This is a genomic window from Erwinia sp. PME.40.26/001 (genome assembly GCF_055556675.1).
The window spans coordinates 774,370-787,025 of sequence record NZ_JBVHNP010000001.1 but is presented as its reverse complement, the minus strand read 5'-3'; the positions used below and the strand labels follow the sequence as shown (position 1 = coordinate 787,025).

The 12,656-nt window shown below is 57.0% G+C and carries 13 protein-coding genes; 7 read left to right on the top strand and 6 right to left on the bottom strand.

Features of this window, described 5'->3' with window-relative positions; genetic code table 11:
* The first annotated feature begins 33 nt into the window (after positions 1-33).
* Positions 34-885 carry an aldo/keto reductase gene (locus tag ACZ3HG_RS03970; RefSeq protein WP_191932527.1) on the top strand — a complete coding sequence of 284 codons (852 nt, stop codon included), beginning with the start codon at positions 34-36 and terminating at the stop codon, positions 883-885.
* Between the two features lie 40 nt (positions 886-925).
* Here the strand turns inward: ACZ3HG_RS03970 and ACZ3HG_RS03965 are convergent, their stop codons facing one another.
* Positions 926-1,804, bottom strand: a complete 879-nt coding sequence (locus tag ACZ3HG_RS03965; protein ID WP_191933101.1) for a D-hexose-6-phosphate mutarotase — start codon at positions 1,802-1,804, stop codon at positions 926-928.
* A 73-nt stretch (positions 1,805-1,877) separates the two neighbouring features.
* A complete protein-coding gene (gene gapA, locus ACZ3HG_RS03960; RefSeq protein WP_191932526.1) occupies positions 1,878-2,873 on the bottom strand; it encodes a glyceraldehyde-3-phosphate dehydrogenase in 996 nt (331 codons plus the stop codon).
* A gap of 341 nt (positions 2,874-3,214) precedes the next feature.
* Here gapA and msrB point away from each other — a divergent pair, with 341 nt between their 5' ends.
* Both msrB and ACZ3HG_RS03950 read left to right on the top strand, forming a co-directional pair.
* Complete coding sequence (gene msrB / locus ACZ3HG_RS03955; RefSeq protein ID WP_191932525.1) at positions 3,215-3,625, top strand: peptide-methionine (R)-S-oxide reductase MsrB; 411 nt, start codon at positions 3,215-3,217, stop codon at positions 3,623-3,625.
* Positions 3,626-3,633: 8 nt separating this feature from the next.
* A complete protein-coding gene (locus ACZ3HG_RS03950) occupies positions 3,634-3,912 on the top strand; it encodes a YeaC family protein (RefSeq protein WP_191932524.1) in 279 nt (92 codons plus the stop codon).
* A gap of 64 nt (positions 3,913-3,976) precedes the next feature.
* On the opposite strand, the gene pncA is transcribed toward ACZ3HG_RS03950, so the two are convergent.
* From pncA to sppA, 3 genes are all read right to left on the bottom strand, one after another.
* Positions 3,977-4,600, bottom strand: a complete 624-nt coding sequence (gene pncA / locus ACZ3HG_RS03945; protein WP_465331933.1) for a bifunctional nicotinamidase/pyrazinamidase — start codon at positions 4,598-4,600, stop codon at positions 3,977-3,979.
* Positions 4,601-4,602: 2 nt separating this feature from the next.
* Complete coding sequence (gene ansA, locus ACZ3HG_RS03940; RefSeq protein WP_465331931.1) at positions 4,603-5,616, bottom strand: asparaginase; 1,014 nt, start codon at positions 5,614-5,616, stop codon at positions 4,603-4,605.
* A gap of 102 nt (positions 5,617-5,718) precedes the next feature.
* Entirely contained in the window at positions 5,719-7,575 is a 1,857-nt protein-coding gene (gene sppA, locus ACZ3HG_RS03935) for a signal peptide peptidase SppA (RefSeq protein WP_465331928.1), read from the bottom strand.
* 193 nt (positions 7,576-7,768) lie between these two features.
* Between sppA and ACZ3HG_RS03930 the strand changes: the two genes are divergently transcribed.
* Genes ACZ3HG_RS03930 through ACZ3HG_RS03915 form a run of 4 tightly spaced genes read left to right on the top strand, consistent with a single transcriptional unit; the run spans position 7,769 to position 11,635 of the window.
* A complete protein-coding gene (locus ACZ3HG_RS03930) occupies positions 7,769-8,320 on the top strand; it encodes an NAD(P)H nitroreductase (protein ID WP_191932520.1) in 552 nt (183 codons plus the stop codon).
* Between the two features lie 11 nt (positions 8,321-8,331).
* Positions 8,332-9,378 carry a selenide, water dikinase SelD gene (selD, locus tag ACZ3HG_RS03925; RefSeq protein WP_191932519.1) on the top strand — a complete coding sequence of 349 codons (1,047 nt, stop codon included), beginning with the start codon at positions 8,332-8,334 and terminating at the stop codon, positions 9,376-9,378.
* A gap of 17 nt (positions 9,379-9,395) precedes the next feature.
* Positions 9,396-11,318, top strand: a complete 1,923-nt coding sequence (locus ACZ3HG_RS03920) for a DNA topoisomerase III (protein WP_191935823.1) — start codon at positions 9,396-9,398, stop codon at positions 11,316-11,318.
* Positions 11,318-11,635 carry a DUF1496 domain-containing protein gene (locus tag ACZ3HG_RS03915; RefSeq protein WP_191935998.1) on the top strand — a complete coding sequence of 106 codons (318 nt, stop codon included), beginning with the start codon at positions 11,318-11,320 and terminating at the stop codon, positions 11,633-11,635. Before ACZ3HG_RS03920 ends, ACZ3HG_RS03915 begins: the two co-directional genes overlap by 1 nt.
* Positions 11,636-11,686: 51 nt before the next feature.
* Here ACZ3HG_RS03915 and xthA read toward each other — a convergent pair whose 3' ends face one another.
* Positions 11,687-12,499: an exodeoxyribonuclease III gene (gene xthA / locus ACZ3HG_RS03910; protein ID WP_191932517.1), complete on the bottom strand. Its 813-nt coding sequence runs from the start codon at positions 12,497-12,499 to the stop codon at positions 11,687-11,689.
* Positions 12,500-12,656 lie beyond the last annotated feature (157 nt).

Sequence of the window (12,656 nt, the reverse complement as noted above, 5' to 3'; positions counted from 1 at the left end):
TGAACTGCGCGAAAACCGTGCAAGGAGAAACCAGTGAGCCGCAAAATCACCTTTGCCGATGGGACCGTTTTACCTGCTATAGGTCAGGGAACCTGGTTTATGGGAGAAGATCCGGGTCAGCAACGCCATGAAATCGCTGCACTGCAGGCCGGTCTGGAACGGGGACTGACGCTGATTGATACTGCTGAAATGTACGCGGACGGGGGCGCAGAACGCGTGGTCGGCAAAGCGCTCGAAGGGCGTCGGGATCGTGCGTTTGTGGTGTCTAAGGTTTACCCGTGGAATGCCGGCGTGGACGATGCAGTGGAGGCGTGTGAGCAGAGCCTGAAGCGCCTGAACACCGATTATCTCGACCTGTACCTGCTGCACTGGCGCGGTAATATTCCGCTGGAAGAGACAATACGCGCCATGATAGTTCTGCAGCGGCAGGGTAAGATCCGCCGCTGGGGCGTGTCGAATTTTGATACTGACGATCTGCAGGAGTTACTCGCCCTGGAGGGCGGCGGGCGTTGTGCGACCAATCAGGTGCTTTACCATTTGGCCTCCCGGGGGATTGAGTACGATTTACTACCCGAGTGCCAGCGGCTGGCGATGCCGGTAATGGCTTACTGTCCGCTGGCGCAGGCGGGGCGACTGCGCACTGAGCTGATGAATCACCCGCCGCTGGTCGGCATTGCGAGGCAGAAGGACATCAGCGTCGCCCGCCTGCTGCTGGCATGGGCAATCCGTAAAGAAGGGGTGATGGCGATCCCCAAGGCGGGCAGCATCGCACACGTGGAAGACAATGCCGCCGCGCTGGACGTGTCACTGAGCAATGAGGAGCTGGCGCTGATCAATCAGGCTTTTCCACCTCCCGCTTCAAAGCTGCCACTTGACGTGGTCTGAAGCGGCAGGGAGCCCCCGGCGGGGGCTCCTGACCGGATCCTCAGCGGCGGTTACGCACGCGGAAAGTGGTCGCCAGGCGGGCGGGTTGTTCACCTGCACTGATCATCGGCTTACTGACGTGTGCGGTTTCAACGCAGACCATCGTTTTAAAGCCTTCATTCGCCATGTCTCCCATGCTGCAGGAAAGTTCTGCACCCGGGTTCCAGGTGACAACGTCACTTTGGTAATGGTGATGGACTTCAATGACCCGCTGTCCGGCCTTATCCTCAATGACGCTGCAGTCTGACGGCTGCGTATAGATGCGGTCGATACGCTGCGGGTAGGTCTGTTTGCCGTCCACAGCGGTGCCGGTGATGCCGTTATTCACCTTGTCGATGTAGCTCTGCCCCAGGCCGCTGACTTCCACCCCTGCAATGTCAGCCACGGCAAAATAGCTGTGCAGAGCGGCGGTGGCTTCAAAGTCTCCGTGCGCTTCCAGTTCGATCTCACAGCGGTCCCCCAGGCGGAAGCGGGCAAGAAGCGTGAAATCGTGTGGCCACAGTTTCCGGCTCTGTTCACTGCTTTTTAATTCAAAGGTCAGCATTACGCTGCTCTCATTTTCATCATGCGCCGTTAAGGTCCACGGCAGCGTGCGGGCAAAGCCATGTGCCGGCTCACCGGCGGGCCCGAACCACGGCCAGCAGATCGGCACACCGCCGCGAATAGCCTTGCCCGGCGTCCACGCCGTTTTTTCGCTTAACCAGATAACGGGTTTTTCACCGGCAGGCTGCCAGGCGATCAGCTGCGCACCCTGCAGCGTCACCGCGGCACGCACTTTGGGATGCACGACCACTACCACGGGCAGGTCGCCCACCTGGCGCTGGGAGAGGTAAGGGGTAATCTGGTTAATCACCGGCAGTGAAAAAAGTGTCTCGTTCATCATTCAGCCTTCTGAAATTTAACCATAAAAAAAGGGCGACATTGTCGCCCTCATCATCATCGTTCCACGTCGCTTATTTAGCGATGTGTGCAACCAGGTCCAGGACCTTGTTGGAGTAGCCAGTTTCGTTATCGTACCAGGAAACCAGTTTAACGAAGGTGTCGCTCAGTGCGATACCGGCTTTAGCATCGAAGATAGAAGTCAGTGTTTCACCGTTGAAATCGGTAGAAACCACTTCGTCTTCGGTGTAGCCCAGAACGCCTTTCATTTCGCCTTCAGCAGCCGCTTTAATGACAGCACAGATTTCTTTGTAAGAAGCCGGTTTAGCCAGACGTGCAGTCAGGTCAACAACAGAAACGTTAGGGGTAGGAACGCGGAACGCCATACCGGTCAGTTTGCCGTTCAGTTCAGGGATCACTTTACCTACCGCTTTAGCTGCACCGGTAGAAGAAGGGATGATGTTCTGAGATGCGCCGCGGCCGCCGCGCCAGTCTTTGTGAGACGGGCCATCAACGGTTTTCTGAGTCGCTGTTGTCGCATGCACAGTGGTCATCAGTGCTTCAACGATACCGAAGTTGTCGTTGATTACTTTTGCCAGCGGTGCCAGGCAGTTGGTGGTACAGGAGGCGTTAGACACGATATCCTGGCCAGCGTAAGACTTGTGGTTTACACCCATAACGAACATTGGGGTGTCATCTTTAGATGGACCGGTCAGAACAACTTTCTTCGCGCCCGCTTCGATGTGTTTACGTGCAGTTTCGTCGGTCAGGAAGATGCCGGTTGCTTCTGCAACCACATCCACGCCTACTGCATCCCACTTCAGGTTAGCCGGGTCGCGCTCAGCGGTAACACGGATGGTTTTGCCGTTAACAACCAGATGGCCGTCTTTGACTTCCACGGTGCCATTGAAACGGCCGTGAGTTGAGTCGTATTTCAGCATGTAAGCCATGTACTCTGCGTCCAGCAGATCGTTGATTGCAACGATTTCTACATCAGAACGTTCCTGAGCAGCACGGAAAACGATGCGACCGATACGGCCAAAACCGTTGATACCTACTTTGATAGTCATATATTCCACCAGCTTGTTGATAGTGAATAAAAGGTTGGCTGTAAAATTACAAAAACCATACCAGGCGTCAAGCGGAATCGTGTCAATTGTTGCGACAAATCAAACTGTCGAACAGGAATTATTCAACGCGAAACCTTATTCTTGACGCACGAACAGCATTGATCTTGGGGCATGTTGCCCGAATATAAAGGGGGCAGCACGCTAAAGGGTGATCTGCGTCACAAAATGAGTGCAGACTGGATCACCCTGTGCTGACGATGCGAAAAATTCACCTGATCTTGTTAAGTATTTGTTAGAATACTAACCGATATTTCCAGAATAACACTGCCAGAGAGTCTAGCATGGCTAAAGATAATACACCTTCCTCACCCGAAAATGAGTTAACTGAGATGCAGCGCTACGTGACCCAGCAGCGGGGAACCGAACCGCCGTACTCAGGAAAACTGCTGCACAACAAAAACGAAGGCATCTACCATTGCCTGGTGTGTCAGGCGCCGCTGTTCCTTTCTGAAACGAAATATGACTCTGGCTGTGGCTGGCCAAGCTTTTACCAGCCCTACAGTGACGAGGCCATTCGCTACCTGGAAGATGACACCCACGGTATGCAACGTATTGAAATTCGTTGCGGGAGCTGCGATTCGCACCTTGGTCATGTTTTCCCGGATGGCCCGCAGCCGACCGGTGAACGTTTCTGCGTCAACTCCGCCTCGTTGAGCTTCACCGACGACGACGGCCACAGTACCCAGGGGTAGGAGGCACGATGGAACTGGAAGAGATGATTGCCAGCATGACGCCGGAAGTCTATCAGCGTCTGGTGACGGCTGTGGAAACGGGCAAGTGGGGGGATGGCGTGGCTCTGACCCCGGAGCAGAAAGAGAACAGCCTGCAGTTGGTGATGCTGTGGCAGGCCCGTCATAACGACAATCCGCAACATATGAGCATTGCGAAAGGCGGAGAGATCGTGACAAAGAGTAAAAAACAGCTGAAAGAAGCCTTCGGGATCCCCGACGATGCCGTAACGCGTATCAAGCTGCAATAAATTATTCCTGCAGGAATAATTTGCATCATGCCTCAGTCGGGGCCAGCGACACTGTGCCCCGTTTTTATCCGTCCTGAATGATGCTGGCCCCGGCCTGCGCCATTTCTGCCAGCGCCCGTTCACTGTCATTTTTCTGCAAGTTAACCCCGCGACAGCCAGCGCTGACGACCCTAACCCGGTAGCCCAGCATCAGAGCGTCCAGCACGCTGTATTTCACGCAGTAGTCGGTGGCCAGCCCCATGACGGTCAGTGCGGTGATCCCCCGCGCCTGTAGCCATTCGTGCAGCACCGTTTGCTGGCGATGCCCGTTATCGTAAAAGGCGCTGTAGCTGTCGATGTGCGGATCCTCGCCTTTACGCACCTGGAACGTCAGCCGTGACCGATCGAGCCCGGGATGCAGTTCGGCTCCCGCGCTGTGCTGAACGCAGTGATCCGGCCACCACACCTGCGGCAGACCGTGCAGCTCGCCCAGCGTACCCGGCAGCGTACCCGCATTGCTGGCAAAACTCCCGTGATCTGCCGGGTGCCAGTCGAGGGTGGCAATCACCGGCTCCCCGCGCTGGTGGAACGCGGCGGCCAGCGCATTAGCGGGGGCGATAGTCTGATCGCCCTCACTTACCGCCAGCGCGCCGCCGGGGCAGAAATCATTCTGTAAATCGATTAATAACAGCGCCTGGCGGTCATACATGATCAGTCCTGGGTCAGTTCGCCGCGCAGGTTCTGCGTCATCAGCTGGCGAATGTCGTCCGTGGACAGATCCTGACTGAGGAGGAAGTGCAGTTTGGTCAGCGTCGCCTCCACGGTCAGGTCAGCCCCGCTCACCACCCCGGCATGTGCCAGTGCGTTACCGGTGGCGTAGCCGCCCATGTTGACCTTACCCGACATACACTGGGTCAGATTGATCACGACAATGCCGCGCTCCGACGCGGCTTTCAGCTCCTGCAGAAACGCTTTATTCTGCGGGGCATTGCCGACGCCGTAGGAGCGCAGGATCAGGGCCTTAACCGGCTGTTGCAGGAAGTTACGCACCACTTCAGCAGAGATCCCCGGATAAATGGTCACCACGCCAATGGGCTGCGGCGTGATGGGGTGGACAATCAGTCCCCCCTGGCCTGCCGGTGCGGGCAGCGTATTCAGACGACGAATGTGGATACCGGCTTCCAGCAGCGGTGGCAGGTTAGGGGAAGCAAAAGCATTAAAACCGTCAGCATGCGCCTTGGTAGTGCGGTTGCCACGGTAAAGGGTGTTATTGAAGAACAGCGTCACTTCATTGATCGGATAGTTAGCCGCAACGAACAGTGAGTTAAGCAGATTTTGCTGACCGTCGGAGCGCAACTGCTCAAGGGGGATCTGGGATCCGGTCACGATGACCGGCTTGGCCAGGTTTTCCAGCATAAAAGACAGCGCCGAGGCGGTGAAGGCCATGGTATCGGTGCCGTGTAAAATGACAAAGCCGTCGTAATGGTCGTAATTCAGGCGAATGTCATCAGCAATCGATTGCCAGTCCTGCGGCGTCATATCCGAGGAGTCAATCAGCGGCTGGTATTCATGGATAGTGAAATCAGGCATTTCCGGCCGGTGAAACTCAGGCATATTTGCCAGCTGGCGTTGCAGGTGCCCGGACACCGGGATAAAACCGTGCTCGGAGCGCTGCATACCGATCGTTCCGCCCGTATAGGCGACATAAATGGATTTCTTTTGCATTAGTAAACTCGGGACTTGCCAAAAAGGCGCAGTATAAGGGGAAAGCGGGGGAAAAGCAGCCCGACCAGATGGCGTCGGGCTGATTAGTGAACCGGGTCACATCTACTTGACGTTACCGCAGGTCAGGCAGAAGGCATAGCGGTTCTGCGGGTCATTCAGCTGTCCCATCAGTCCTGGCTGCGCTTTCATGGCGTTCATCACGTCCAGCATCGGCGCAGGAAGGTAGGCCTTCAGTGCGTCAGGCAGGGCCGCATGTGCCGAAGCATCGACCTGACTGAACAGCACTTCCAACAGGCCGGGCTCGGTCTGATACCAGTCCAGCTGCACGTCATTCAGCTTCGCCAGCTCTTTGGCTTTCGCCACGGCATCGTCGAAATCACCCAGCGCATCCACCAGGCCATTGGCTTTGGCATCACTGCCGGTCCAGACGTGACCCTGCGCGATCTGGTCAATCTGTTCCGGGGTTTTATTACGCGACTTCGCCACCAGGCCAATAAAGTTTTTATACCCATTTTCAATGGTTAACTGCATCATCTGCTGGACTTCCGGCGGCAGCGCCTTGGTACTGGCAACGTCAGCCAGCGGTGAGGTGGCCACACCGTCGGTGTGTACGCCAATCGCATCCAGTGAGTTTTCCACGGTGTTGATCACGCCGAAGATCCCGATAGAGCCGGTCAGGGTATTCGGGCTGGCGATAATGTAGTTCGCCGGCGTCGACACCCAGTAGCCGCCTGAAGCTGCCATGCCGCCCATAGACACGACCACCGGCTTACCGGCGGCTTTTGCTGCGGCCAACTCTTCACGAATCATCTCAGAGGCGGTCACGCTACCGCCCGGGCTGTTGACGCGGAATACAATCGCTTTGATTTTCGGATCCAGACGGGCATCGCGGATCTCAAGCGCGGTGGTATCGCTGCCGACGCTCCCTGGCGTTTCTTCACCGTCCATAATGGCACCGTTAGCGGTGATCACTGCCACATTACCGTCAGTCGTCGGCGCATTTTTCAGCGGATAATCATAAATGCTGGTGCCGTTATAATCCTTCGCCTGCTTGTCCCAGCCGAAGGTTTTCACCAGTTGCTGATCGACCACCGATGGTGAAGCCAGTTCGTCCACCAGCTTGCTGTCCTTCGCATACTGCGCCGTGTCGCCGCCAACTTTATTCAGAGCATCAAGGACGCCCTGGGCCCCCGGGAACACCTGATCAGCGGTGATCTGACGGTTTGCCGCCAGTGTATTCACATAGTTCTGCCACAGCTCGCCGACCCAGCGGCTGTCGGCATCGCGCGCCGCTGGTGACATATCGTCACGCAGGAACGGCTCTACCGCCGATTTATAGGTGCCAACGCGGAACACGTGTGAGCTGACCTTCAGTTTGTCCAGCAGGGTTTTATAGTAAAGGCCGTTGGTGGCGAAACCGTGCAGATCTACCGTTCCCTGAGGCGAGAGGTAAATCTTACTGGCAAAGCTGGCCAGATAATATTGCGCCTGAGTGTAGCTGTCACCGATGGCGTAAATGGGTTTACCGCTGTCGCGGAACTCGCGCAACGCCTTACCGATATACTGTAACGAAGGCTGATCGGCCCCGGCGAAATTACGCAAATCCAGCACCATGCCGGTGATTTTTGCATCGCCCTTTGCCTGACGAATGGCATCCACCACGTCAAACAGCGAATTTTCTTTCAGGCGGTCGCTGCTGGACCCCAGAAGCTGACGGCCCAGTTTACTCATGGTGTTGCTGACGGAGGGTTTGTCCACCACCACACCGCTGAGATCAACCGTCAGTGCCCCTTTCTGCACGTCGGCCGGGGTGTTCGCACTGTTAAACTGCAACCAGATCCCGGCCCCGACGAGGATCAGCAGAACGAGGAAAAGGTTAAGAATAAATTCGCGTACAAAATTCAGCACCCGCCATGTCCACTTGAAAATATTAGCGATAATTCGCCACAAGACGCGCATAAACTCTCCATAATCGCAATGAAATGCCCGGCGCGGTGCGTGTCGCTGACAACGTAACCGCTAAACCGGGCAGTAATACACCACATCCTAATTAGCAGTGGCGTAATTGTCAGCAGGAAAAAGTGCAATGCTGTAACAAAACATCATCCTGTGCTAGTTTCTGCGGGATACCGATCATTATCAGGAGGAAGTAATGGACGCTCTGGAATTGCTGGTCAACCGTCGTTCTGCATCCCGTCTGGCCGCGCCAGCCCCGGCAGGTGAGGTACTGGAAAACATTCTGCGTGCAGGACTGCGTGCTCCCGACCACGGCACGCTGCAGCCGTGGCGCTTTATTGTTATCGAAGAGGAAGGGCGCGATCGCTTTAGTGCGCTGCTGGAAAAAGTGTCCCGTGACGGCCAACTGGACGATAAAGCCATTGAGAAAGCCCGACAGGCACCGTTTCGCGCACCGATGATCATTACCGTGGTGGCGCACTGCGAAGAGCATCACAAGGTGCCGCGCTGGGAGCAGGTTGTTTCTGCCGGTTGTGCTGTCATGGCGATGCAGATGGCGGCAGCCGCCCAGGGGTTTAACGGTATCTGGCGAACGGGGGCCTGGACAGAAAATGACGCCGTGCGTCAGGCCTTTCACTGCCGCCCGCAGGATGCCATCGTGGGCTTTCTTTATCTTGGTACACCGCAGCTTAAATCTTCGACAAATGTTTTGCCGACCGACACTGCGCCATTTGTCAGCTATTTCTGAGTAATGGAAAGATGAACGAAAAACCTCTTCGTCTGACGCAGTACAGCCACGGAGCCGGCTGCGGTTGTAAAATATCCCCCCGGGTGCTGGACACTATTCTGCACAGCGATCACCCCCTGCGTCACGATCCTCGCCTGCTGGTGGGGAATGAGACCCGTGACGATGCCGCCGTTTATGACCTCGGTAACGGAACGGCGGTGGTCAGCACCACCGATTTTTTTATGCCGATCGTCGACGATCCCTTCGATTTCGGCCGGATTGCCGCCACCAACGCTATCAGTGATATCTGGGCGATGGGCGGCAAACCGATTATGGCCATTGCCATTCTCGGCTGGCCGGTCAACGTCCTGGCCCCGGAGATTGCCCGCAGGGTGATTGAGGGTGGCCGCAGCGTTTGTGAGCAGGCGGGTATCAGCCTGGCGGGCGGGCACTCCATCGACGCACCGGAGCCGATTTTCGGGCTGGCCGTGACGGGGATCGTGGCCACTGACCAGGTCAAGCGTAACAGTGAGGCACAGCCAGGATGCCGTCTGTATCTCACCAAGCCGCTCGGCATCGGCGTGCTGACCACCGCCGAGAAAAAAGCGTTGCTGCGGCCTGAACATGCCGGGCTGGCCACGGAGACCATGTGCCAGCTTAATCAGGTGGGCGCGGCGTTTGCCCCGGCAGCGGGGGTCAGCGCAATGACCGACGTGACCGGCTTCGGGCTGCTGGGGCATCTGAGCGAGATGTGCCAGGGTGCGGGTCTGCACGCTAATCTCTGGTTCAGCGCCATCCCGCGCCTGTCGGGAGTAGACGAGTACATTGCCCTGGGCTGCGTCCCGGGTGGGACAGAACGCAACTTTGCCAGCTATGGCCATCTGGTGGGAACGATGAGCGACGCACAGCGCCAGCTGCTGTGTGATCCGCAAACCTCCGGCGGCCTGCTGCTGGCAGTGCTGCCCGGTTCAGAGGCAGAGGTGGAGGCGATCGCCACCGCGTACGCTATTTCGCTTACACCCATTGGCGAACTCCTGACGGCGCAGGCCGGAAGGGCCATTATTGAAGTCAAACCCTGAGCAGGATTTACCCCCGGATGCGTTTGTTTATTGCCGAGAAACCCAGTCTTGCCCGTGCTATTGCGGATGTCCTGCCAAAACCCCACCGTCGTGGCGATGGTTATATTGCCTGTGGCACGGACCAGGTGGTGACCTGGTGCGTGGGGCACCTGCTGGAACAGGCACAGCCCGACAGTTATAACAGCCGCTTTGCCCGCTGGTCGCTGGCCGACCTGCCGATTGTGCCGGAAAAATGGCAGTTACAGCCGCGCCCCTCCGTGGCGAAACAGCTAAACGTCATCAAAGGGCTGCTGGCGCAGGCGAGCATCGTGGTACACGCCGGTGACCCGGATCGCGAAGGCCAGCTGCTGGTCGATGAAGTGCTGGACTACCTGACACTGCCCGCCGAAAAGCGGGCGCAGGTGCAGCGCTGTCTGATCAACGATCTTAACCCGCAGGCCGTCGAGCGGGCGATCGATCGCCTGCGTGAAAACCGCGAATTTATTCCGCTCTGTGTCTCTGCCCTGGCTAGATCCCGCGCCGACTGGCTGTACGGTATTAATATGACCCGCGCCTATACGCTGCTGGGTCGTAATGCAGGCTACGATGGTGTGTTGTCGGTCGGCCGCGTGCAGACGCCGGTACTCGGGCTGGTCGTGCGTCGTGATGAAGAGATCGAAAATTTCGTCGCCAAAGATTTTTTTGAAGTTAAAGCACATATCGTCACCCCGAAGGACGAGCGTTTTGTGGCGCTATGGCAGCCCAGTGACGCCTGTGAGCCTTATCAGGATGAAGAAGGGCGTCTGCTTCATCGCACCCTGGCCGACCACGTGGTGGCGCGTATCGGCGGTCAGCCTGCGCGGGTCACCAGCTACAACGACAAACGGGAAAATGACACGGCGCCGCTGCCTTTCTCCCTGTCGGCATTACAGATTGAGGCGGGGAAGCGGTTCGGCCTGAGTGCGCAGACGGTGCTGGACACCTGCCAGCGTCTTTATGAAACCCATAAGCTGATCACCTATCCGCGTTCTGACAGCCGCTATCTGCCGGATGAGCACTTTGCCGGACGTCAGGCGGTGCTGAATGCCATCAACATCCACCAGCCGGATCTGACCCCGCCGGCAGATTTCAACAGCGACCAGAAGAACCGCTGCTGGGACGATAAAAAGGTCGACGCCCACCATGCGATTGTGCCCACTGCCCGCAGCAGTCGGGTGAATCTGTCCGATAATGAACAGCAAATTTACCGGCTGATTGCCACGCAGTATCTGATGCAGTTCTGTCCGGACGCGGTGTACCGCAAATGCGTGATTGAGCTGGATATTGCCGGCGGTAAGTTTGTCGCAAAGGCACGTTTTCTTGCTGAAGCCGGGTGGCGTGCGCTGCTGGGCAGCAAAGAGCGCGATGAAGAGAATGACGGCACGCCGCTGCCGGTAGTGAAGAAAGACGATGAGCTGCTGTGCGAACGCGGGGAAGTGATGGAGAAGCAAACGCAGCCACCGCGTCCCTTCACTGACGCTACGCTGCTGTCAGCCATGACCGGTATCGCACGCTTTGTTCAGGATAAAGATCTAAAGAAAGTGCTGCGTGCGACCGATGGTTTAGGGACTGAGGCGACGCGTGCCGGGATCATCGAGCTGCTGTTTAAGCGCACCTTCCTGTATAAAAAGGGGCGCTATATTCACTCCAGTCCGGCTGGGCGCGCGTTAATTCATTCACTGCCTGAGATGGCCGCGCGCCCGGATATGACGGCGCAGTGGGAGTCGACCCTGACCAAAATCAGTGAAAAGCAGTGCCGCTATCAGGACTTTATGTTCCCGCTAGTGGAAACCCTGCACAGTCTGATCCACCAGGCGCGGCAGCAGCCAGCTGCGCACGCATTCCGGGGCCTGCCTGCTCCGGCCACGAACAAAGCGAAAAAGCCGCGACGCAAGGCGGCGAAAGAGAAGGAAAATGAGTGATGAGAGTGCATCTGGCTATGCTGCTGCTGTGTGCCGTCAGCGCCCCGTCGCTGGCAGAGCGTTATATCAGTAACGGTCACGGCGGAAGTGGTCAATACGGCGGCGGCGGTAACGCTGACGTGGTGGTGGACATGCCACCGGAAGTGTGGACGCAGGGCAGTCGCGACAGTGCGCCCGCCTGTCAGCGCTGCTGCACCTTTGAGAACCGCAGCTATACCGAAGGGGCCGTGCTGAAAAGTGAGGGCGTGCTCCTGCAGTGCGTGCGTGACGAAAGATCGCTGGGCACCAATAACCTTATCTGGCGTATTGTAAAATAGCGGTGTGCGTCGGGAAGGGCGACTCTGCTTTCCCGTCCCGACGCTTACCGGTCAGGATGACAGGTTGAATTCAGCCCAGATCGGCGCATGGTCGGACGGTTTTTCCATGCTGCGGATCGCATAGTCAATCCCGGTGGCAACACAGCGCTCTGCCAGCGGCCTGCTGGCCAGCACCAGGTCAATACGCAGTCCGCGATTGTCATCAAAGCCTTTTGAACGGTAGTCAAACCACGAGAACCGGTCGTTGACATCCGGGTTCTGGGCGCGCCAGGTATCGACCAGACCCCAGTTCATCAGCCTGTCCATCCACTCGCGCTCTTCCGGCAGGAAAGAGCACTTCCCGGTGCGCAGCCAGCGCTTACGGCTATCTTCACCGATACCAATATCCAGGTCGGTGCTGCTGATATTCATATCACCCATGATCAATACCTGATTGCCGGCATTCTGCTGCTGTTCGAGGTAATTTTGCAGATCGCGATAGAATTTCTCTTTCGCCGGGAATTTTGTCGGATGGTCGCGGCTTTCTCCCTGGGGGAAATAACCATTCAGTACGGTGACGATCCCTGAAGGGGTCTGGATGTCTGCCATAATCATCCGCCGCTGGGCCTCTTCATCATCACCATCAAAACCCCGGCGCACGGCGACAGGCTCTGCTTTGGTCATCAGTGCGACGCCGTAGTGGCCTTTCTGCCCGTGATAAAAGACGTGATAGCCCAGTTTAGCCACGTCCTCAAGCGGGAACATATCGTCATGTACTTTTGTTTCCTGCAGGCCGATGACGTCCGGCTGGTGCTGCTCAACAATCGCTTCAAGCTGATGCGGACGAGCACGCAGCCCGTTGATATTAAAAGAAAGAAATTTCATAGCGCAGGCCATTTTGCGTGAATAAAGAGGCCGGAATGGTAGCAGGTTTCAGACGGAGAGAGAAATAGTGCTGTGACAGAAGGCAGTGTCTCACTGCGTTCGGCACAAACCTTCGTGTCGAAGGTTCTCATCCTTCCCATCGGGAAAATGAGGGTGC

Coding starts and splice junctions, on each gene's coding strand:
- ACZ3HG_RS03965 (WP_191933101.1), bottom strand. CDS start 1,804: ATGAACGAGACACTTTTTTCACTGCCGGTGATTAACCAGATTACCCCT.
- gapA (WP_191932526.1), bottom strand. CDS start 2,873: ATGACTATCAAAGTAGGTATCAACGGTTTTGGCCGTATCGGTCGCATC.
- msrB (WP_191932525.1), top strand. CDS start 3,215: ATGGCTAAAGATAATACACCTTCCTCACCCGAAAATGAGTTAACTGAG.
- ACZ3HG_RS03950 (WP_191932524.1), top strand. CDS start 3,634: ATGGAACTGGAAGAGATGATTGCCAGCATGACGCCGGAAGTCTATCAG.
- pncA (WP_465331933.1), bottom strand. CDS start 4,600: ATGTATGACCGCCAGGCGCTGTTATTAATCGATTTACAGAATGATTTC.
- ansA (WP_465331931.1), bottom strand. CDS start 5,616: ATGCAAAAGAAATCCATTTATGTCGCCTATACGGGCGGAACGATCGGT.
- sppA (WP_465331928.1), bottom strand. CDS start 7,575: ATGCGCGTCTTGTGGCGAATTATCGCTAATATTTTCAAGTGGACATGG.
- ACZ3HG_RS03930 (WP_191932520.1), top strand. CDS start 7,769: ATGGACGCTCTGGAATTGCTGGTCAACCGTCGTTCTGCATCCCGTCTG.
- selD (WP_191932519.1), top strand. CDS start 8,332: ATGAACGAAAAACCTCTTCGTCTGACGCAGTACAGCCACGGAGCCGGC.
- ACZ3HG_RS03920 (WP_191935823.1), top strand. CDS start 9,396: ATGCGTTTGTTTATTGCCGAGAAACCCAGTCTTGCCCGTGCTATTGCG.
- ACZ3HG_RS03915 (WP_191935998.1), top strand. CDS start 11,318: ATGAGAGTGCATCTGGCTATGCTGCTGCTGTGTGCCGTCAGCGCCCCG.
- xthA (WP_191932517.1), bottom strand. CDS start 12,499: ATGAAATTTCTTTCTTTTAATATCAACGGGCTGCGTGCTCGTCCGCAT.